The organism is Polyangiaceae bacterium (genome assembly GCA_020633205.1).
Taxonomy (GTDB): domain Bacteria; phylum Myxococcota_A; class Polyangia; order Polyangiales; family Polyangiaceae; genus JAHBVY01.
Genome location: JACKEB010000011.1, coordinates 107,305 through 126,444, shown reverse-complemented (window position 1 = coordinate 126,444; position 19,140 = coordinate 107,305). Strand labels below are relative to the sequence as shown.

At 64.4% G+C, this 19,140-nt stretch carries 15 protein-coding genes; 9 read left to right on the top strand and 6 right to left on the bottom strand.

Going from position 1 to position 19,140, the window contains the following annotated elements:
• Window positions 1-130 precede the first annotated feature (130 nt).
• The 5 genes from gyrB (at window position 131) to clpB (ending at window position 8,140) form a co-directional block, all read left to right on the top strand.
• Window positions 131-2,605, top strand: a complete 2,475-nt coding sequence (gyrB, locus tag H6718_07200; GenBank protein ID MCB9585167.1) for a DNA topoisomerase (ATP-hydrolyzing) subunit B — start codon at window positions 131-133, stop codon at window positions 2,603-2,605.
• 315 nt (window positions 2,606-2,920) lie between these two features.
• Window positions 2,921-3,508, top strand: coding sequence for a hypothetical protein (locus tag H6718_07195; protein MCB9585166.1), 588 nt, complete (start codon window positions 2,921-2,923; stop codon window positions 3,506-3,508).
• A 324-nt stretch (window positions 3,509-3,832) separates the two neighbouring features.
• Entirely contained in the window at window positions 3,833-4,546 is a 714-nt protein-coding gene (locus H6718_07190; protein MCB9585165.1) for a hypothetical protein, read from the top strand.
• A gap of 105 nt (window positions 4,547-4,651) precedes the next feature.
• On the top strand, window positions 4,652-5,353 hold the full coding sequence (locus tag H6718_07185; protein ID MCB9585164.1) for a hypothetical protein: 702 nt from the start codon (window positions 4,652-4,654) through the stop codon (window positions 5,351-5,353).
• 132 nt (window positions 5,354-5,485) lie between these two features.
• Window positions 5,486-8,140 (top strand): ATP-dependent chaperone ClpB, encoded by a 2,655-nt coding sequence (clpB, locus tag H6718_07180; GenBank protein MCB9585163.1) that lies wholly within the window; start codon window positions 5,486-5,488, stop codon window positions 8,138-8,140.
• A gap of 74 nt (window positions 8,141-8,214) precedes the next feature.
• Here the strand turns inward: clpB and thpR are convergent, their stop codons facing one another.
• A complete protein-coding gene (thpR, locus tag H6718_07175; protein ID MCB9585162.1) occupies window positions 8,215-8,823 on the bottom strand; it encodes an RNA 2',3'-cyclic phosphodiesterase in 609 nt (202 codons plus the stop codon).
• On the bottom strand, window positions 8,820-10,094 hold the full coding sequence (locus H6718_07170; GenBank protein ID MCB9585161.1) for a competence/damage-inducible protein A: 1,275 nt from the start codon (window positions 10,092-10,094) through the stop codon (window positions 8,820-8,822). The genes thpR and H6718_07170 overlap by 4 nt, the downstream gene beginning before the upstream one ends.
• 255 nt (window positions 10,095-10,349) lie before the next feature.
• On the opposite strand from H6718_07170, the gene H6718_07165 reads away from it, so the two are divergent.
• Entirely contained in the window at window positions 10,350-11,681 is a 1,332-nt protein-coding gene (locus H6718_07165; GenBank protein ID MCB9585160.1) for a hypothetical protein, read from the top strand.
• Window positions 11,682-11,776: 95 nt separating this feature from the next.
• Here the strand turns inward: H6718_07165 and H6718_07160 are convergent, their stop codons facing one another.
• From H6718_07160 to H6718_07150, 3 genes are read right to left on the bottom strand one after another with little or no spacing between them, the layout of a single operon-like run.
• Complete coding sequence (locus H6718_07160) at window positions 11,777-12,967, bottom strand: hypothetical protein (GenBank protein MCB9585159.1); 1,191 nt, start codon at window positions 12,965-12,967, stop codon at window positions 11,777-11,779.
• Between the two features lie 48 nt (window positions 12,968-13,015).
• Window positions 13,016-14,014 (bottom strand): diguanylate cyclase, encoded by a 999-nt coding sequence (locus tag H6718_07155; GenBank protein ID MCB9585158.1) that lies wholly within the window; start codon window positions 14,012-14,014, stop codon window positions 13,016-13,018.
• A complete protein-coding gene (locus H6718_07150; GenBank protein ID MCB9585157.1) occupies window positions 14,011-14,397 on the bottom strand; it encodes an Hpt domain-containing protein in 387 nt (128 codons plus the stop codon). Before H6718_07150 ends, H6718_07155 begins: the two co-directional genes overlap by 4 nt.
• A 150-nt stretch (window positions 14,398-14,547) precedes the next feature.
• Between H6718_07150 and H6718_07145 the strand changes: the two genes are divergently transcribed.
• Genes H6718_07145 through H6718_07135 form a run of 3 tightly spaced genes read left to right on the top strand, consistent with a single transcriptional unit; the run spans window position 14,548 to window position 17,989 of the window.
• The gene (locus tag H6718_07145) at window positions 14,548-15,894 is read left to right on the top strand and encodes an AarF/ABC1/UbiB kinase family protein (protein ID MCB9585156.1); all 1,347 of its coding nucleotides are present in this window, start codon (window positions 14,548-14,550) and stop codon (window positions 15,892-15,894) included.
• A 7-nt stretch (window positions 15,895-15,901) separates the two neighbouring features.
• On the top strand, window positions 15,902-17,443 hold the full coding sequence (locus tag H6718_07140; protein MCB9585155.1) for a hypothetical protein: 1,542 nt from the start codon (window positions 15,902-15,904) through the stop codon (window positions 17,441-17,443).
• 39 nt (window positions 17,444-17,482) lie between these two features.
• The gene (locus H6718_07135) at window positions 17,483-17,989 is read left to right on the top strand and encodes an asparaginase (GenBank protein MCB9585154.1); all 507 of its coding nucleotides are present in this window, start codon (window positions 17,483-17,485) and stop codon (window positions 17,987-17,989) included.
• Between the two features lie 46 nt (window positions 17,990-18,035).
• Here H6718_07135 and H6718_07130 read toward each other — a convergent pair whose 3' ends face one another.
• Window positions 18,036-19,046, bottom strand: a complete 1,011-nt coding sequence (locus H6718_07130) for an LLM class flavin-dependent oxidoreductase (GenBank protein MCB9585153.1) — start codon at window positions 19,044-19,046, stop codon at window positions 18,036-18,038.
• Between the last annotated feature and the right edge of the window lie 94 nt (window positions 19,047-19,140).

Here is a 19,140-nt window from a genome sequence, read left to right as displayed (position 1 = left end):
CGCCGCAGCGACGCCCTCAACAGTTCGCTCGCGCCCACCAAGACGAGGCTCAGCCTAGCGCTAGGCGTTCGCGCCGCCCCGACTCGCAGCCGCATGGTGCGAACCAGAACAATTCACAAGGACAGTCCCTTTGAGTACGGAAACGATCCCCGCAACGGACGCCACTGAAACCAAGTCTGACGACTACGGCGCGAGCAACATCAGCGTGCTCGAAGGCCTCGAGGCGGTACGCAAGCGCCCCGGCATGTACATCGGCGACGTGCACGATGGCTCGGCGCTGCATCACCTGGTGTGGGAAGCCGTCGACAACGCAGTGGACGAACACCTGGCGGGGTTCTGCGATCGGATTGGCGTCACCGTCCACTTCGACAACTCGATCAGCGTCGAAGACAACGGACGTGGCATTCCCGTGGGGCAACACGAGCGCGGAGTCAGCGCGGCGGAGGTCGTGATGACGGTGCTCCACGCCGGCGGCAAGTTCGATCACTCGAGCTACAAGGTCAGCGCCGGTCTCCACGGCGTCGGCGTGAGCGCGGTGAACGCGGTAAGCGAGCTCTTGAAGCTCGAGATTCGCCGCGAAGGCAAGGTTTGGTACCAGGAGTACACCCGGGGCGCGCCCAAGGGCCCGCTGCGGGAAATCGGTGAGACGGAAGACACCGGGACCAAGCTCACGTTCAAGCCCGACCACGAGATCTTCACCTCGGTCGAGTACAGCTACGAGATCCTCGCGAAGCGCCTGCGGGAGCTGGCGTTCCTCAACTCCGGCTTGGTGATCGACCTCGCCGACGAGCGCGGCCAAGGCACCAAGGAGCGCTACGAGTTCCAGGGTGGCATCAAGGAGTTCGTGGAGTTGCTGGGCCAGTCGAAAGAGCCCGTGCACCCCGACGTGATCTCGTTCACCTCCGAGGCTCCGGGGCCGGAAGGCGCTGGCGCACCGATTCAGCTCGACGTCGCGCTGCAGTGGACCTCGAGCTACGTCGACCAGCTGCTCTGCTACACAAACAACATCCACAACAAGGATGGCGGCACCCACCTCACCGGCCTACGCGCTGCGCTCACCCGCTCCTTGAATAGCTATGGGCAGAGCTCGAACCTACTCAAGGACGTGAAGGCCGGTCTGAGCGGCGAAGACGCTCGTGAAGGCGTAATCGCGGTGGTGCACGTGAAGCACCCCGACGCCTCCTTCGACTCTCAGACCAAGAGCAAGCTCGTCTCTTCAGAAGTGAAGGGCATCGTGGAAGGCGCCGTGGCGGAGCACGTTGGCCGCTACTTCGAGGAGAACCCAGGTACCGCCCGCAAGATCCTCGAGAAGGCCGCGATGGCAGCCAAGGCGCGTGAAGCCGCACGGAAAGCCCGTGAGGTGGTGCGCAAAGGCGTGCTCGACAACACCAGTCTCTCGGGCAAGCTCGCTGACTGTCAGTCCAAAGACCCGGCGATTAGCGAGCTGTACATCGTCGAGGGTGAGTCCGCCGGTGGCAGTGCCAAGCAGGGACGCGACCGGCATTTTCAGGCGATTTTGCCGCTCAAGGGCAAGATCTTGAACGTCGAGCGCGCACGTCTTGATCGCATGCTGAGCTCGCAAGAAGTCGCGACGCTGATCAGCGCCCTCGGTTGCACTGTAGGCGAAGACGGCGCCTTCGATCTGAGCAAGCTGCGCTACCACCGCATCATCCTGATGACGGACGCCGACGTGGACGGCTCTCACATCCGCACCCTGCTGCTGACCTTCTTCTACCGGCAGATGCCGGAGATCTTCGAGAAGGGCTACCTCTACATCGCGCAGCCTCCGTTGTTCCGCGCGCGCAAGGGTAAGAAGGACCAGTATCTCAAGAACCAGCCCGCGCTGGACGCCTACCTGATCGACAACGGCATCGACGGGCTCACCGTCCAGTCGACTCAGGGACCGCAGCTCAGCGGAAAGCCGCTACGACACCTCGCAGAAGGCCTGCGCGCCTACCGTGGCACGCTAACGAAGATCGACCGCCGATGTGACGCGCGTGTGGTTGCTGCTCTTCTCCGTACGGAACCGCTGTCGAAGGACGACTTCCGCGACGCGAGCAAGGTCGAGTCGGCTGCCCAGGTGCTCAAGGCAGAGCTGGAACAGCGTTACCCCGATCTACTGCCGGTTACGGTAGAAACCGAGTGGGAGAAGGCCCACGGTTCGGGTCGAATCGTGGTGTCGTTCCGCCCGGGCGCTTCCAACCGCCCTGCAGTGCTCGATTGGGTGCTTGCTGAGAGCGCCGAGTACGAGGATCTGCTTGAGCACCACCACGACATCCTGTCGATTGGACCAGCGCCTTATTCCGCTCGGATCAAGGAAGGCGAGCCGATTTCCCTGGAGAATGTGGAGGCGCTGGACGCCTTCATTGATGAGCGCGGTCGCAAGGGCATCATGATTTCCCGCTACAAGGGTCTTGGCGAAATGAACGCCGATGAGCTCTGGGAGACCACGATGAACCCCGATGCGAGAACGCTGCTCCAGGTTCGCGTCGACGACCCAGTGCGTGCCGACGAGCTGTTCACTGTCCTGATGGGTGACCAGGTCGAGCCGCGTCGAAAGTTCATCGAGGACAACGCGCTCAACGTGCGTAACCTCGACATCTGAGCTGCTTGCGAGGCGTTGCCGCGCAGCGCGCGGCGCGCTCTCCGGCGCACCGCTACTTGTTCGTGCGCGCCCTTCGAGCATGGGAAAGACGAGGCCGTCAGGTCGCTGTGAGGCGGCCGCGGCCTCGAAGGTTTTGTGGCGCCGGTTTGGTTCGTGGCGCTTTTTGCGGGCGCTCGGGTGACGGAACTGGAAACTTCTATCCACGCGAGAAACTCAGAGTCTCAACCTGACCTATCCTTCAGTTTTGTTTGGTGCTCATGTTTCGGCCATGGTTTGGTGCGGTTCGCTTCCAAGCCACCCAGGAGGATTCGGGAAATGCTTTCATTCAAGGTTGGTTCGATTGGTTTCATCGCGCTCTGCGCGGCTTGCTTCGTTGGTTGCTCGAGTGACGACGACGGCGGCAGCGGCGGCAATGCTGGCACCGGCGCGCAAGGCGGTTCCGGCGGTACGGGCGCTCAAGGCGGCACCGGCGGCGGCGGCACCGGCGGCGGCGGAAGTGGCGGCACCGGCAACACCGGCACGACCTGCGGCGCTAACATGTGTGACGGAGCGGACGTCCTGTTCGACGGCAGCCCGGCCTACTCGTTCCCCGCATGCTGCGCGGACGCTGACGCCTGTGGCGTCGACGTGAGCGAAGCGGAGTCCGTGATCGGCATTAGCGGCTGCGTGGAGCTGAATCGCGCCGGCACCGAGGACGCGGCCTGTCCGGCAGTCACCGTGAGCGTCGCGGGTACCGACGTCATGCTGCCTGGCTGCTGCCAGACGGCCACCAAGAAGTGCGGTGGAGAGGTCGACGTGGCGGAGCTTGGTGCTGGTCTAGGCGTCAACCTCGAGGGGCCCAACTTCGGTTGCCAGAGCCCCACGCTGCTCGGCGAGGCCGAGGGCGGGGACTGCGGCGGCTGATCTAAGCCGGTTCCGATAGCTCGCGGGGCGGCTTCGGCCGCCCCGTTTGCTTTTGTCTGTGGTCGCTTAGCTTTTTCACGTGGCAATTCGCGGGAACAGCAGCCATTCGTGGTTGGCGGGGCCGCTGAGCAGGACTCCCGTGACGCGGTCTCAACGCTCGTCGTGCTCGCGTTTGCCCGCATGGATACTTTGACCCTAAAACTTTCCTAGACTGGCGAACCTGACGCAACGAAAGCAGCCCGCAGATCGCATCGGGTGGCGCATACGGGATGCATCCACCTACCGATCGTCTGGTAGTCTTGGCGGGTCTTCAGGGAGGTCGTGATGAAGGGTGTCTACTTAGGCTTGGTTCTGGCAGCGAGTGCGTGTGGCTTGGTTGCGGCGTGTGGCGGCGACTCGAGCAGCGAGGGCAGCAACGGCGGAACCGGCGGAACGCTGACTAGTGGCGGCACGGGCGGTACGGGTGGCAGCAGCGCAGGCACGGGTGGCACCGGCGGCAGTGCTGGCAATGCAGGCAGCGCAGGCACGGGTGCCGGCGGCAGTGGCGGAAGTGGCGCTGCGGGCGCTGGCGGCACCGGCGGCGGCGGTGGTGGCAGCGTGATGTGCGGTACTGAGAACTGCAACGACTACTCCATCCTCGGCTTCAACATCCCTGCTTGCTGCCCTGACGGCATCGACAACCAGTGTGGCGTCGACGTGTCTCAGGCGGAGCAGTTCATTGGAATCACCGGTTGCGTGCAAGAGAACGCGCCCGGAGATCTGGACTCGAGCTGCCCGGCCTATTCTCCCGTCGCACAGCTCTCGTTCCCCGGCTGCTGCCTGCCGAGTGGCGTGTGTGGCAACGTGGCGGACATTAGCGCCTTCGGTGGTCCGAACATGGGCTGTGTCGACATCAACGCCGCGACCGATGCTGGTGCGTCGCAGCCGTGCGGAAGCGGAACGGGTGGCGCAGGCGGGACCGGTGGCACCGGCGGTTCCACGGGCGGCACTGGCGGTTCCACGGGCGGCACTGGCGGCACGAGCGGCGCCGCGAACTGACGCTCCAGCGTGGCAGCAAAAGGAAGGCCGGGCAGAGACGCCCGGCCTTTTTTTGCGAGCTTTTTGCGGGAGACAGCGTGGCTCCGCCTGTGCACACTACCGCGTATGCGAACCAGCCGGCGCTTGGCACCCCTTCACCTCTCGCTACTTGTCGGCCTCTTCGTAGGTTGCGGAGGGGTAGCGGAGGGAAGCGGGAACGCTGGCGGTAGCTCTGAGGGCGGCGCTAGCGGCAGTAGCGGAAGCGGCGGAGATGGCGGGAGCGCCCAGGGTGGTTCTAGCGGCAACGGCGGGTTCAGTGGCAACAGCGGCAGTGGCAACTCCGGCTCCAGCGGCAACGGCGGGTTCAGTGGCAACAGCGGCTCCAGTGGTGACGGCGGTGCCAGTGGCAGTGCTAGTGGTGGCGGTAGTGGCAACGGCGGTTCGTCCGGTCTGATCTGCGGTCAGAACACCTGCACGCCCGCGCCTATCACTGGCGACGTCACGCTCGATTTCCCAGCCTGTTGCGCGGCTGGCAACCGGTGCGGTGCCGATGTGAGCGATGCAGAAGCCTTGTTTGGATTCACGGGTTGCGTAGAGCTCAACAAGCCAGGTGAGCTGGATCCTGCCTGCCCTGACTTGCCGATCTGGGTAGCGGGTTCAGAAGTCCAGTTGCGTGGATGTTGCCAGGCGAACGGTCGCTGCGGTGCGAACGTCGACGTGACCGCGCTCGTCGCGAACATTGAGGGCGTGAACATCATGGGACCAGACTTCGGATGCCAGAGCCCCACGCTGCTCGGCGAAGCTGACGGCGCAGGCTGCGGGCAGTAGCGCACACACTTCGCCCTCGGCGCGGATCGGCTTCGACGGGATCGCGCAATCCGTGCGGACATGTCGCACCTTGGCACGGCGTTTGTCCTCACCCCTTGCTCAACCAACGCATGGACTTACTTTGGCCCGACCATGCGAATGGACAGACTCACCACCAAGAGCCAACAAGCGCTGCAGGCGGCATTGAGCGACGCATTACGGCGCGGAAACCCAGAGATCATTCCCGAGCACCTGCTCGTGGCCATTTTGGAGCAAGAAGACGGCGTGGGCGCGCCGCTGGTCGAAAAGGCCGGCGCAACCGCCCCCGTGCTCAAGCGTCAGCTCCAGGAGCGACTCGAGAAGCTCCCCACCATCAAGGGTGGTGACGAGCCACGATTCGGGCGCCGGCTACTCCCCCTCACCACCAAGGCCGAAGACGAAGCGAAAGCGCTCAAGGATGACTACGTCTCCGTCGAGCATTTCCTCCTGGCAGCGGCGAAGCACGACAAGGACATCCAAGCGATCTTCGACCGCAACGGTTTGTCTTACGACGTGCTGCTTAGGGCGCTCGCCCAGGTGCGCGGCAACCAGCGCGTCGTCGATCAGGATCCGGAGGGCAAGTTCCAGGCGCTGGACAAGTACACCCGCGACCTGACGAAGCTCGCTGAGCAAGGCAAGATCGATCCGGTCATTGGCCGCGACGAAGAGATCCGTCGGGTGATGCAGGTGCTCAGCCGCCGCACCAAGAACAACCCCGTGCTGATCGGTGAGCCCGGCGTGGGTAAAACGGCGATCGCCGAAGGCATTGCCCACCGCATCGTCACCGGCGACGTTCCGGAGAGCCTCAAGAACAAGCGCCTGGTGGCGCTCGACCTGGCGAGTATGGTCGCCGGCTCCAAGTTCCGCGGGGAATTCGAAGAGCGCCTCAAGGCGGTGCTCAAGGAAGTCGAAGGCGCGGACGGCAGCATCATCCTGTTCATCGACGAGCTTCACACGCTCGTTGGTGCGGGCGCCGCGGAAGGCGCGATGGATGCCGCCAATATGATCAAGCCGGCGCTCGCACGTGGTCAGCTGCGAGCCATCGGCGCGACCACCCTGGACGAGTATCGCAAGCACATCGAGAAGGACGCCGCCCTCGAGCGCCGCTTCCAGCCGGTGATGGTGGATCAGCCTTCGGTGGAAGACACCATCGCCATCCTGCGCGGGCTCAAGGAGCGCTACGAGGTGCACCACGGGATCCGCATCCAGGACGCGGCGCTGGTGGCTGCGGCGACGCTCAGCAATCGCTACATCACGGATCGTTTCCTCCCGGACAAGGCCATCGACCTGGTCGATGAAGCTGCCTCCAAGATCAAGATGGAGATCGACAGCATGCCGATCCCCATCGACCAGCTGGAGCGCAAGCTACTCCAGCTGAAGATCGAGGAGCAGGCCCTCAAGCGCGAGCGCGACAAGGCCAGCAAGAAGCGCCTTGAAGAGCTCAAGCGCGAAGTCGCTGATCTCACCTCGGAGCGCGACGCCGCCAAGGCGCAGTGGCTCAAGGAGAAGGAGATCATCGAGCAGGTGCGAGACGCCACGCGCGAGATCGAAGAGTACCGCACGGAAGAGGAGCACGCGCGCCGCGCGGGTGATCTTGGCAAAGCCGCGGAGATCCAGTACGGAAAGATCCCGTCCCTCGAGCGCAAGGCGCAAGAGGCGCGCAACGAGCTGCAGCGCATCCAGCAGGGTCAGTCGTTCCTCAAGGAGGAGGTCACCGACGAAGACATCGCCGGCGTCGTCTCCAAGTGGACGGGCGTCCCCGTGAGCAAGATGCTCGAGAGCGAGATGCAGAAGCTGCTCCACATGGAGGAGAACCTGCGTGTCCGCGTCGTTGGACAAGACGATGCGCTCGTCGCGGTGGCCAACGCAGTCCGGCGTTCACGCGCTGGTCTTGGTGACGAGCAACGGCCGATCGGCTCCTTCTTGTTCCTCGGTCCGACGGGCGTCGGCAAGACGGAGACGGCGCGCGCGCTGGCTGAGTTCTTGTTCGACGACGAGCGCGCGATGATCCGCATCGACATGAGCGAGTACATGGAGCGCCACAGCGTGAGCCGCTTGATCGGCGCGCCGCCTGGCTACATCGGACACGATGAAGGGGGGCAGCTCACGGAGCCCGTGCGCCGCCGGCCCTACAGCGTCGTGCTCTTCGACGAAGTGGAGAAGGCGCACCCCGACGTGTTCAACACACTGCTCCAGCTGCTCGACGACGGTCGCCTCACGGACAGCCAGGGCCGCACCGTCGACTTCAAGAACACCGTGATCATCCTCACCTCCAACGTGGGCTCTCACGAGCTAGCCGCGGTGGAGGAACGGCGCGATCTCGAGGACGACGACAAGCTCGAGCTGATGAAGCGCGCCGCGATGGAATCCTTGCGGAAATTCTTCCGTCCGGAGTTCATCAACCGACTCGACGAGACGGTGGTCTACCGTCGGCTTGGCAGGGACCAGCTGGCACGCATCGTCGACATTCAGCTCAGTCGCGTCGAGCGTCGGCTCAAGAACCGTGAGCTACACCTGCACGTCACCGAGGGTGGCAAGGAGTTCCTGGCTCAAGCCGGTTGGGATCCGCAGTTTGGTGCGCGTCCACTCAAGCGCGCAATCCAGCGTTACCTCGAGAACGAGCTCGCTCAAGAGGTGCTCGCCGGGCGCTTCATGCCGGGTGACGTCATCGAGGTCGACGCGGCTCCGAGTAACGACAAGCTGGTGTTCAACGTGAAGCGCGCGAGCGTGGAGCCACAGGAGCACGCGACGCCGGCGCCTCCCAACTGATCGACACTCGACCCCTTTTTGAGCGGCGCCAACTTCGCTGATGCAGGTTGGTGCCGCTCGCCTTTTTTGTAGGCTCAGCCCGCCAGGGGCACTTCAGCCAGCAAGTCGTACACGCCACCTCTGGGAGTCAACGTCGAGCGGTAGAAGCGCAGTGTTTCCCCAAGGAATTTTTCGGGGGGGAGGTGCAGCGCTTTCTCAACCAACCAGTGTCGCACGTCCCCCGGTGGCTTGACCCGCGCCAAGGTGATGTGGGGCGTGTAAGCGCGTCGCTCAGGCTCGAAGCCTTGTGCCTTGAAGAGTCTTGCAAGGTCCCCTTGCAGCTCTGCGAGGCGTGAAGCATCGGGTCCAACGACAGACGCCACAAGCGCGCGGGCGCGCCGCGGGGAGCCGAAGACTTCCAAGGTTTCTCCCACTGCGAGGCGCAGCGCGGCGCGTTCGTGCGCCAGCTCAGCCAGTACGTCACGCAAGGGCTCGAGCTGATCGCCTCGCGTATCACCGAGGAAACACAGGGTGACGTGCATCTGCTGGCGCACGATCCAGCGCACGCTGGACCCTGCGCGCCGGTTTTGTTCGGCCAGCTCGAGGCGCCGTTTGAGCCTTTCCTGGGCGCCTGCCAGTGCTTCGGTCACGGCATCCGGCACATGCAGCGCCACGAACGTCCGCTGAAGCTCTGGGAGCGTCACGGCGCGTGCCCGCTCAGCAGCACCTGACGCAATAGGGCCAACGCCTCCCAAGCCGCCCGCGTGCGCACCCGCTCCCGCTCCCGGCTGAAGACCATCTTGCCCTGACTGAGCCCCGCACTGCGTCCGACGGCCCCCGCCTTCGTCGCGACTGCGTAGTGCACCAAGCCAACCGGCTTTTCCTGCGTTCCGCCCCCTGGGCCTGCGATGCCCGTGAGCGCGATGCTCACGTCACCGCCCAGGCGATCGAGGGCGCCGCGCGCCATGGCTGCCGCAACTTCAGGGGACACCGCGCCGTGCTCCTCGATCAGCTGTTGGTCAACGCCCAGCACATAGTGCTTGCTGGCGTTGGTGTAGGTGACCGCGGTTGCCGTGAAGTAGCGTGACGAGCCCGCGACGTCGGTGATCAGTTTGCTCACGAGACCGCCGGTGCAGCTCTCTGCGGTCACCAGCTGGAGCCCGCGCTCGAGCAACAGCTGGCCAAGCACTTCGGGTAACCCGGCGTCGCCTTCGCCGTACACGATGGCGCCGAGGCGCTGCCTGGTCTCATCTGCGGCGGCGCGGGCAGCCGCTTGTGCCTGCTCCGCCGTCGCGCGCCGTGCGAGGAGCTTCACTTCGATCTCCGGGAAGTGCGCGCGGTAGCCGACGATCACATCACGCGCCTCTTCGAGCCCCACGAGCAAGTCGTTGACCTTGCTCTCCGGTAGACCGAAGCTCCGCAGCCTGACCTGGGCCACGTGGCTCTCCGGGCTCAGCGAGCGCGCGAAGTCCGCCACGTGAGTTTCGAACATGGTGCGCATCTCATGGGGTACGCCGGGCATGAAGAAGGCGCGCGCCCTGCCGATGTCCACGGCAAAGCCAGGTGCGGAGCCCACGGCGTTGCCTAGGATGCTGGATCCTTGCGGAAAGTCGGCCTGCTTGGCGTTGGACGGCGTGAGCTGGTTGCCGTAGCTCTCGACGCGGCGCTTGATGATGGCGAGGGAATCCGCATCACGCAGCATCGGCACACCGAGCAGCTTGGCGACGGTCTCGCTGGTTAGATCATCCGTCGTGGGCCCAAGGCCGCCGGTGGACACGATCAAGCGGTGCTTCTCGCCGAGCCGCCTCAAGCTTTGGATGATGTCTTCAGGATCATCCGCGACGGTCTCGGCGTGCGTCACTTCCACGCCCAGCGCCGTGAGCTGACTCGCGAGCCAGCTCTGGTTGGTGTTCGTGATTTCTCCCCGCGTGAGCTCGGTGCCAATCGAGAGCACGGCAGCAGTCGTGTGAGTCACGCGCGCTTTCTAGTACCGGCCCCCGTAGGTGCCAACCGACCAAGCAGCTGTCCGCGCCCGCGGTTCGGTGCTGGCATGGCTGTTGCGTAGCGCGCCGGTATCGGGGACCCGGGGTCGCCAATCAGGCGTGATCTCAGACGCCAGCGGGGGCTTTCCCAACCTACCGTCGCTAACGGCTTCAGGAGTTGGGTTCCCAAGTCGGCAGTCCAGAGCACTCGAGCGCTCGGTTCGCCACGCATTCGAAAGGAAGAAGTGATGATGAAGTTGACGCTCGTTGGAGCGCTAGCGCTGATGGCCATTGGGTGTGGCTCGGATAGCAACTCCGGCGCCTTCGCGGGCGCGACCGGTGGGAGTGCGGGAGCGGGAGGCAGTGTCGGAGGTGCGGGGGGAAGCGCGAGTGGCGGCGCCGCGGGTGCCGGTGGTTCCACAGGCGGCGTTGGCGGAAATGCGGGGTCGGCTGGGACTATCGGCGGCGCCGCGGGTAGTGCGGGAGAGGCTCCCGTCTCGTCCCTCGACGACTGGTCGGGCAGCCAAGACATCAAGGCCACGGTGCTCTGGCACTTTGGCGACGTGGCGGACGTGCCGGACTTCGTCGCCCCCGCACCGAACGGCGGCATCAACGTCGCGAGGAGGGTGTTCGACCCATTCTTGCGTCAGTACGACGCGACGGGCGCCCTCAGCTGGACGGAGCTAGACGACTTCCCCTTTTTCGCGCTCACCCAAGACGTGATCACCGCCAGTGATGGTTCCTTGTTGGTGTTTGGCGCCGATGCACACCCCGATGACCCGGGTTGCTACGTCAACCACTATGCTCAATCAGGAGACTCGCTGGGTGCTGGCCGCCTAGCGTCGCCTCAGAACCTTGACTGGTGGCAAGACGTCGACGTGAACCCGGAGGGTGACAGTGTGGCCCTCTTTACGACCGAATCTAATATTTCTGTATGGAAATATTCAAAGACGGGCGACGTGGTCTGGCAGAACTCGATGGAGCGTCCAGTGCGCTCGACGTTCAGCTCAGTCGTCGCCTACCCGAATGGGGAGGCGCTCGTGGTCACGCAGGTCGTCGAGGATGAGGGGAACGTAAAGTACCTCGAAATCACCAAGCTCGACGCGGTCGGTCAGCAGGCTTGGAAGCAGAAATGGGACACGCCTGCCGAGCAGGGCGCCGCGGACGTCGTGCGTGACGGACAAGGGGGCGCCTACATCATGAACTTCGAAGGCAGGGCGCTGATCCGCCACCTGGATGCGCAGGGCGCCGTGCTGTGGGAACGCGACTTCGGGGACCAGCTAACCGGCTACGGAAAGCTGCTGGTGGACGACGCGGCGAGTCCGCTGCTGATAGGTCGTGGCCACACTTCTGAGGGCCCGGCGCTCTCGAACGCCATCTTTCTGCGCCTGGACGGCCAAGGTCAGGTGACGCGGCGGAGCGAGTTCGGCTCCGGCCGCGCGGACAGCGTCGCCGACGCCGTCTACACGGAGGCGGGCGACATCTTGCTCCTGATCCATGAATGGTCCACGGACGCTGAAATCAAGGACTACGAGCAGGGGCCCGAAGGGACCGTGTTGAAGGTCCACCTGGACGGCTGAGATCGTTGCGACGCAGTTCGTCGATGGTGAGTTGCCTTGGGATGTAGCGCGGTATTCTGCGCTGGCGGCGCTCACCCCCAAACCATGAGGAAACGCTATTGGCGGCTATGCGGGTGGGTTTTGAGCCACGGGAGCACGCGTTGTTCGAGGGCGTCTTGCAGCAGCACGAGTTGGGCGCAGTGGCCGCGCTCTTCGCTGCCGTGGTGGGCCCACAGGGTGAAGCCGCCTTGCTGGACGTAGGAGAAGCGGCCGAACTCGTCTGCGCCGGGGTCGAAGGGTTGACGCTCGAGGTCGAGGGCCTGAAGTAGGCGATCGGCAGTGACGCGGGTCGGCGCGTAGCCTTCCGTCGGGACTTCGGAGTGGGTGATGACGAGGCGCTTCTCGCCCGCCAACGCCTGCTTGGCGAAGGCGACCACCGGGCTCAAGTAGCGCGGTTCGACAGAGCTCGCGCTGCCGTCAGTCGGCTTGTCGAGCTTCCACCCTGCGTGTAGGCCGTCGAGGAGGATCAGCGCATCTATATCCGCAGAGAAACGCTTGAGCAGCGTTGGTACGGCGCCGACACCGGCGCTCCAGCCGCTGATGGTGAGCGTGCGAATGTGCGCCTTTTCCTTGCCGGAGTGCTTTTGCAAGGCCAATCGCAGGGAATGCTGCAGATCGAGGAACTTTTCTTCGTTGCTGAGGGGTTTGCTGTAGTCGCCGGTTAGCGTGCCGAGGTCGATGCCGACGTAGACCAGGCGATCCGAGAACGGCTGAACGATTTTCCGTGCGGGTTTATGACCGTGGAAGTGGATCAGTACGTCGTAGCCGAAGTCGGTGTCGTGGCCGCCTTCCTTTGGGATCCAGGCGCGGCCGAGCGAGAGCTCTCGCGGTTCTGCGAAATGATCCTCGGCAGTGGGGTCAAGCGGGCCGCAGCGGCCGACGCGTTGATCGAGGCGCTGGGCCGCTTTGGCGGGAGCTTCCTTCGCGGGAGCTTGTGAAGGCGGCGGTGCGGGCGCTTCCGCGACGGATGGAGTGGGTGCTTCTTGTGCTTTCGCGATGGAGCGCCCGCGGATACCGACCATTGCCGCGAGGATCACCACGCCCAGGCCAAGCACCAGCAGCGCGCGTCGGTACACCTCGGCGTCGCTCGCGAGGGGGACCTCGGAGGCGCTGGCTGGACGCTCGCTCGCCGGCTTTTGGGAGTCCGGCTGCGGCTCCTGATTCGGCTGCCGCTCCTGATCCGGCTCCTGATCCCGCTGTGGCTCCTGCTGCGGTGCCTCGCTGGTTTCCTCGTCGGGCTTGCTCACCTGAAGGAGGATGTATCTTCGCTTGGGCGCTGGTGCAAACGCGCGGCGTCAGGTGCCGGTGAGTCTCACGGGTGAACTGCGGGTGAGCGGGCCAGCGCTTGCGGGGCGCAGGGTGGCTCCGAGCTTGGGCCAGTCGGTCCCAATCACGATCTGGACGCGGTTGCGACCTTCGCGTTTCGCGCGATAGAGGGCGGAGTCTGCGGCCGCAAGCAATGCCTCGGGGATGCGATCAACCGTCTGCTCCGTGGAACACGCCCCGATGCTCGCGGTGACGCTCAGCGTGGTCTTGCCGGCGATGATGGGTTCGGAACGAATCGCGTTGAGCACCCGCACGGCCAAGAGTCTCGATTGTTCGGTGCTGCACTGGGGTAACAGCACCCCGAACTCCTCACCACCGAGGCGCCCAACGGCGTCATAGCTGCGCAGCACACCGCTCACGCGCTTCGCGACTTCTTTGAGCACCGCGTCCCCGGCGCCGTGACCATTGGTGTCGTTGATCTGCTTGAAGTGATCGAGATCGATCATCAGCACGCCCAGGGGCAGCCCTTCGCGCTCGCTGCGGGACAGCTCGCCTTTCATGCGCTCCAGGAACGCGGTCCGGTTCAGGAGGCCGGTCATGCCATCGTGCATGGCCTCGACCCGCAGCGCCTCGCGCGCCGCGACCAGCGCTTGTTGAAGCTCGATGATGCGCCGACCGACACGCAGCCGCACATTGAGTTCGTGGCGGTTGCACGGCTTGGTGAGGTAGTCGTCGGCGCCCGCTTCCAGGCCCGTAACCACGTCCTCAGAGCCATTCCGCGCGGTAATAAGCATCAGGTAGACGTATTCGTCGCTCTTGCGCGAGCGCACGTGGCGGCACACTTCGGGCCCGTCGACCTCAGGCATTTCCCAGTCGATGATCGCCAGGCGGAGCTCTGGGTCACTCTCCAAAGCTGCGATGGCTTCGCGCCCGTTGGTTGCCATCAAGACCTGGTAGCCCCAGTTGCGGAGCCACGCGCCGAGCATGGTGCGGGTGACCGGATCGTCGTCGGCGAGTAAGACCTTCATGCTCGTCCCTCGGCAGTCACGGCGGTCCCCAAGGTGGCGGCTAGTCGTTGGAGCTCGGCATAGCCCGCGGGCGCGAGCGCTTCAGCCTGTTCGATCTCACGGCGCTTGCCGGCTTCTTCGATGGCGCTCAGCGCCTGACGCGCCGGCTCCGCTCCCAGCTGGGCGCAGGCGCCCTTGATGGGATGAGCCGCCCGGCGCACGCGTTCCGGATCCCGAGAACCAATCGCCTGTTCCAGTTCACTCACGCGCCCCGGCAAGTCGTCCAGGAACAGCCGGACCAAGATCTGCAACATTTCCCTATCGCCCATGACCTGCTCCAGCAGCTCGTCGAGCACGACGGACGGCGTGGAGTGGTCCACGGGATTGAGACTGGGAGTGCCCATGTGAAGGGCTACGGCTGTGCGTGGAAGACCTGAAACCGCTTTCGCGCTTTCCCGACAATTCTGCGCACGGCAGACCACAAGAGCTGGGACTGGCGCATGGCCTGCTGATTGTGCGTTCGGTGTCCGCAGCTTCCGCTAACCTCGACGATCGTGTGGCGCTCCCTGCGTGTGCTGTGGCTGTTCTGGAGCATCTTCTTCTCCTACGGCTGGCAGTGGATCTTGAGCAAGCTGCCGCTCCCCACTGGGCTACGCCAGCGTGTCGAGGCGCGCTGGGAAGCAGTGCACCAAAAGAACGCCGCGCGACTGGCATCAGGCTTCACGCGGCTACGCGGGATCTTCATCAAGCTCGGTCAGGTGTTGAGCGTGCTGGGTGGCTTCTTGCCGCGAGCGTACGGGCGCGCTCTGGAGAAGCTGCAAGACGAAGTTCCGCCGCGACCCTTCAGTGAGGTGAAGGAGCGCCTGACCGAAGCGCTGGGGGACAACCCACTGGCGGAGTTCAAGAGCTTCTCAGAGGAGCCCCTGGCTGCGGCTTCGCTAGCTCAAGTCCACGAAGCGGTCACCAAGGACGGTCGGCGCGTGGCAGTGAAGCTGCTCTACCCGGGGATCCAGACGCTGATCCGCCGGGATCTAGCGACGATTCGCACGTTGCTACCGGTGATCCGGCGACTGATCCTGGTCTCACGCGTCGACCGTGTGCTCGATCAGCTATCCGCGATGCTGAACCGGGAAACGGACTACGCGAACGAGCGCAAGAACATCGCGCGCATGCACCAGGTCTTCGACGGCATGCCCAACGTGGTGATCCCTGAGGTGGTGGACGAGCTAAGCGCAGCCAGCGTGCTGACCATGAGCTTTGAAGTCGGCTCGAAGATCACGGACTTGAAGGCCTACGAGAGCATGCAGCTCGAGCCCAAGGCGGTGGCCTCGCTGCTGGTCGAGTGCTACTTCCGTATGCTATTTACCGCGCGGATATTTCACGCGGATCCTCATCCTGGCAACTTCCTGGTGCGGGTCCCTGAAGGTCAGGCGGCGCCGACGCTGGTGATCCTGGATCACGGCGCCGTGGAAGAGGTCACTGACGCGCTGGCCCAAGGCATGCAAACGGTGGTGCTCGGCGCGCTCACCCGCAGCGACGACCAGATCATCGATGGTCTGGAGAAGATGGGTTTCGTCGCTCCTGGCGGAGATCGCGAGCTGCTCGCCGGCGTCGCGAAGGAGTACCTGAAGGTGCTCGCCAACGTGCAAATCGACGACTTCTCGAAGCTCGATCGGGACACCGTGGAGAAGCTCGCTGGCTTCGACCAGACCCGCGGTCGCTTGCGGGAGATCATGCGCAACATCGAGTACCCAGAGGGCTACTTCTACGTGGAACGTACGCTGGTCCTGCTGTTCGGCTTGGTGGGGCAACTCGCACCAAAGGAGGGGTTGCCGGGTTTGATCGCGCCTTTCGCGTCTCAAGCCTTCCTTGCCATGGCGACCACGACGCCCCAGGCTTAACCGAGCCATGGGGTGGAGGCAGACTCTCGCGTGTGGTGCCTTCGTCAGCCTGGCGAGCTGCGCAGGTCCAGCTCGCGTGCCCGAGGCGACGGACCAGTGCCACTACCGCGTGACTCTGCGGGAGGGTACGGGTGCCGTCCTCGACGTCGATGCCCGTTGCAGTGGACCCGAGATCGCGAGCTTCGCGTTGGACTCCCCGGGCACCGCACCGTTCGTCCGCGTGTGGGAAGGCGACACGCTGCTGCGAGCGAAGGATCGCTCCTTCCAGCTGGAGCACGCCGGTCGCGACGTGCGCATTCGCTACGAAGTCGATCTCGGCGAGATGGGGGATGAGTATCAGGACTTCGACATCGCTCTGCACCAGTCGGATGCGGCGGGCGCCGCGGTGGTGTCTCCGGCCTCCACTTGGCTGTTGCTCCCAGAGCCGCTGCCTGCTGGGCTGCCGGTTCGTGTCAGCGTGTCGGTTCCCCAGGGAAGTAGATTTCGCACGGGGTTGACTCCCAACGGCGCGCGCTCGGACTCTGGAGCAGGAGAGTACGCGCTCTTGGCCCAGGAGATCCCGGTTGCTACGTACTCCGCCTTCGGTGACCTGAAGGTGGACACGCTGGAGTTTCCGCCGCCAATCAGCTGCGGTGGCGCGCGCCAGGCGGGGTGTGAACATGGCACCCTCGAGGTGGTCAGCCTGCCACGTCTCGAGCAGAGCCCGGAGGCTCATCGTGAATACTTGGCCTGGGTGCAACGCTCGGCCAGCTCTGTGAGCAAGTTCTGGCAGGGATTTCCTGTGCCGCACGCGGCCTTGTTTCTCATTCCCGTGCGGAACCGAGACGATGTGATCTTTGGCAAGGTGTTGCCCGCCAGCGCTCCGGCCATCGCGCTCCTGGTGGGGGAAGAAGCCACCCAAGCAGAGCTCGATGACGACTGGATCTTGGTCCACGAGCTATTTCATCTCGGCGTTCCCTCCTTCAGCGGTGAAGGCAAATGGTTCGACGAAGGGCTCGCCACCTACTACGAGCCGGTGATCCGCGCGCGCGTCGGTAACAAGAGCGAACAAGAGGTGTGGAACGAGTTTGCTCACCAGATGTGGAAGGGCCTCGATGCCATGCGCAGCACGGGGCTCGAGGGCACGCAAGACTACGACGCGGTTTACTGGGGCGGCGCTCTGGTCTGCCTGCTCGCTGACATCGAGGCGCGGCGTCAGAGCGCTGGTCGCTTTGGACTCGAGGACGGCTTGCGCGAAGTCTTGCGTCAGGGCGGCCAAGCTTCCGACGTCTGGGCATTGTCAGATGTGGTGAAGGTGGTGGACCGGCACCTTGGCGCGCCGATCTTGAAACGCCTCAATGCGCGCTATGCCACCCGTGGCAGCGCCGTCGATCTGCGGCGACTCCTGCGGGACTTGGGAGTTTCCCGCAGTCGCTCGGGCATTGCCTTGATCGACGCACCGGACGCCCAGCTCCGGCAGTGGCTGGTGTATCCGGAGCGCGCGGGGAGAGGCTCGCTATCCAAGGCGCCTGGAGGCGCAAGCGGGCTGAAGCTCTCCCCTGCGAGATAGCTCTTTCGAGGGACTGGCTCAGGCGCTAGTGAGGTGGCCATGCGCCGCATCGCCTTGATCTCCACCGGTGGCACCATCGAGAAGACCTATGACGAGCTGCGCGGCGTGCTCGAGAACAAAGTCAGCGTGCTCGACGTGATGCTCGGGTCGCTCGAGCTGCGCGGCGTGTCCATCTCCCGCGTGGCGCTGATGAACAAGGACAGCTTGGACATGCACGAGGCGGATCACGAGCTGATTCGGGACAGCGCGTGGAACCTCTGCAAGAGCCAGGACGGCGTGGTGATCGTCCACGGCACGGATCGCCTGGCCCACACGGGTGAGGTGCTGTGTCGCCCGGGCACGCCCCCGGTGCCGATCGTGCTGACCGGCGCGATGCGCCCGTATCAGCTGCGCTCGACGGACGCGCTACAAAACCTGACGGAAGCGCTGCTCGCGGTGCAGCTGGTCAAGCCAGGTGTCTACGTGGCGATGCACAACCAGGTGCATCAGTTCCCAGGGGTGATCAAAGACCGCGCCCTGGGAAGCTTCGTCAAACCTCAAGCTTGATTATCCCTGAGGAAATATCCTGAGGAAATATCTCAGGGAAAGCTACTCACGGAAAGCGGCGCGGCGCCATGGTGACGATGAACGCCTTCAGCGCCCAGCCCGGCAGGTTCGGCGGTAGGGTGATGATCGGCAAGTCCAAGCCGTAGTCGCGGCGGCGGCGCAGCTCACGCACGCAGTGCAGCGGATTGCCGCTCACGGTGAGCGCCTCGATCATCTCATCGGTCACGGCGTCTTCCGCTTGGCTGCGGGTGGCCTTGTCCTTGTAGAGCTCGGCGATGCGCTCGCACTCTTCGCCGTAGCCAAAGTTCGTGAGCAGCTCCTTGTAGTAGTCACCCATGCCGCCGACGTAGAAGGCGATCAGCTCGCGCGCCTTCTTTGCGGCTTGGCGCCCTGGCAGCGGGATCGCCGTGGTGAACGGCGCCGTCACGATGGTGTTTGGATTGCGTCCAGCCTTCTTGGCGCCTTCAGCGATCCACTTGCGACCTTCTTCGAGCTTTTCGTAGGGCCAAAACACCGGCATCCAGCCGTCGGCCATCTCACCAATGCTCTCGATCGCCTTGGGCTTCAGCGCAGCCACGTAGATCGGCACCGGCTTCTTCGGCGGCTTCACTTCCAGGGTGAACGGGCGGTAATTCCACAGCTTCGCGTCGGCCTCGTTCAAGGGCCGACCATCCAGCAGCGTGCGCACGACACGGATCACGTCCCGCACCTGGGTCAGCGGCTTCTCGAAGGGGCGACCGTGGAAGCCCTCCACGACGTTCTTGCCGCTGCTGCCCACACCCAGCATCAGGCGTCCGCCGCTGATCTCCTGCAGCGTCGCCGCCTGCATCGCGATCAACGCGGGGCTCCGGCTGTACACGTTGACGATGCCGGTGCCGAGCTTGATGCGCTTGGTGTTCAGCGCTATTTCCGTGAGGAGACTAAACACTTCGTAGCCCCACACCTCGGGCAGCCAGAAGGAATCGTACCCAAGCTTATCCGCGAGGATCGCTGCCTCGAGATAGGTCTTACGGTCGTAGTTCTTCCAGAACGCGAGCAGTCCAGTCGGCTGATGCATGGTCACTCTCAGTTCGTTCAGCCCCAGCAGGGCCTTGCTTGTTTGGGGGAGAGGCACGCCGCACAGTCAGCCGCGCTCCGCTCGAGTCACGTTG

What these genes read in the sequence shown, in the direction of transcription:
- H6718_07195 (MCB9585166.1), top strand. Translation starts at nt 2,921, where the DNA reads ATGCTTTCATTCAAGGTTGGTTCGATTGGTTTCATCGCGCTCTGCGCG.
- H6718_07190 (MCB9585165.1), top strand. Translation starts at nt 3,833, where the DNA reads ATGAAGGGTGTCTACTTAGGCTTGGTTCTGGCAGCGAGTGCGTGTGGC.
- H6718_07185 (MCB9585164.1), top strand. Translation starts at nt 4,652, where the DNA reads ATGCGAACCAGCCGGCGCTTGGCACCCCTTCACCTCTCGCTACTTGTC.
- clpB (MCB9585163.1), top strand. Translation starts at nt 5,486, where the DNA reads ATGCGAATGGACAGACTCACCACCAAGAGCCAACAAGCGCTGCAGGCG.
- H6718_07165 (MCB9585160.1), top strand. Translation starts at nt 10,350, where the DNA reads ATGATGAAGTTGACGCTCGTTGGAGCGCTAGCGCTGATGGCCATTGGG.
- H6718_07155 (MCB9585158.1), bottom strand. Translation starts at nt 14,014, where the DNA reads ATGAAGGTCTTACTCGCCGACGACGATCCGGTCACCCGCACCATGCTC.
- H6718_07150 (MCB9585157.1), bottom strand. Translation starts at nt 14,397, where the DNA reads ATGGGCACTCCCAGTCTCAATCCCGTGGACCACTCCACGCCGTCCGTC.
- H6718_07140 (MCB9585155.1), top strand. Translation starts at nt 15,902, where the DNA reads ATGGGGTGGAGGCAGACTCTCGCGTGTGGTGCCTTCGTCAGCCTGGCG.
- H6718_07135 (MCB9585154.1), top strand. Translation starts at nt 17,483, where the DNA reads ATGCGCCGCATCGCCTTGATCTCCACCGGTGGCACCATCGAGAAGACC.
- H6718_07130 (MCB9585153.1), bottom strand. Translation starts at nt 19,046, where the DNA reads ATGCATCAGCCGACTGGACTGCTCGCGTTCTGGAAGAACTACGACCGT.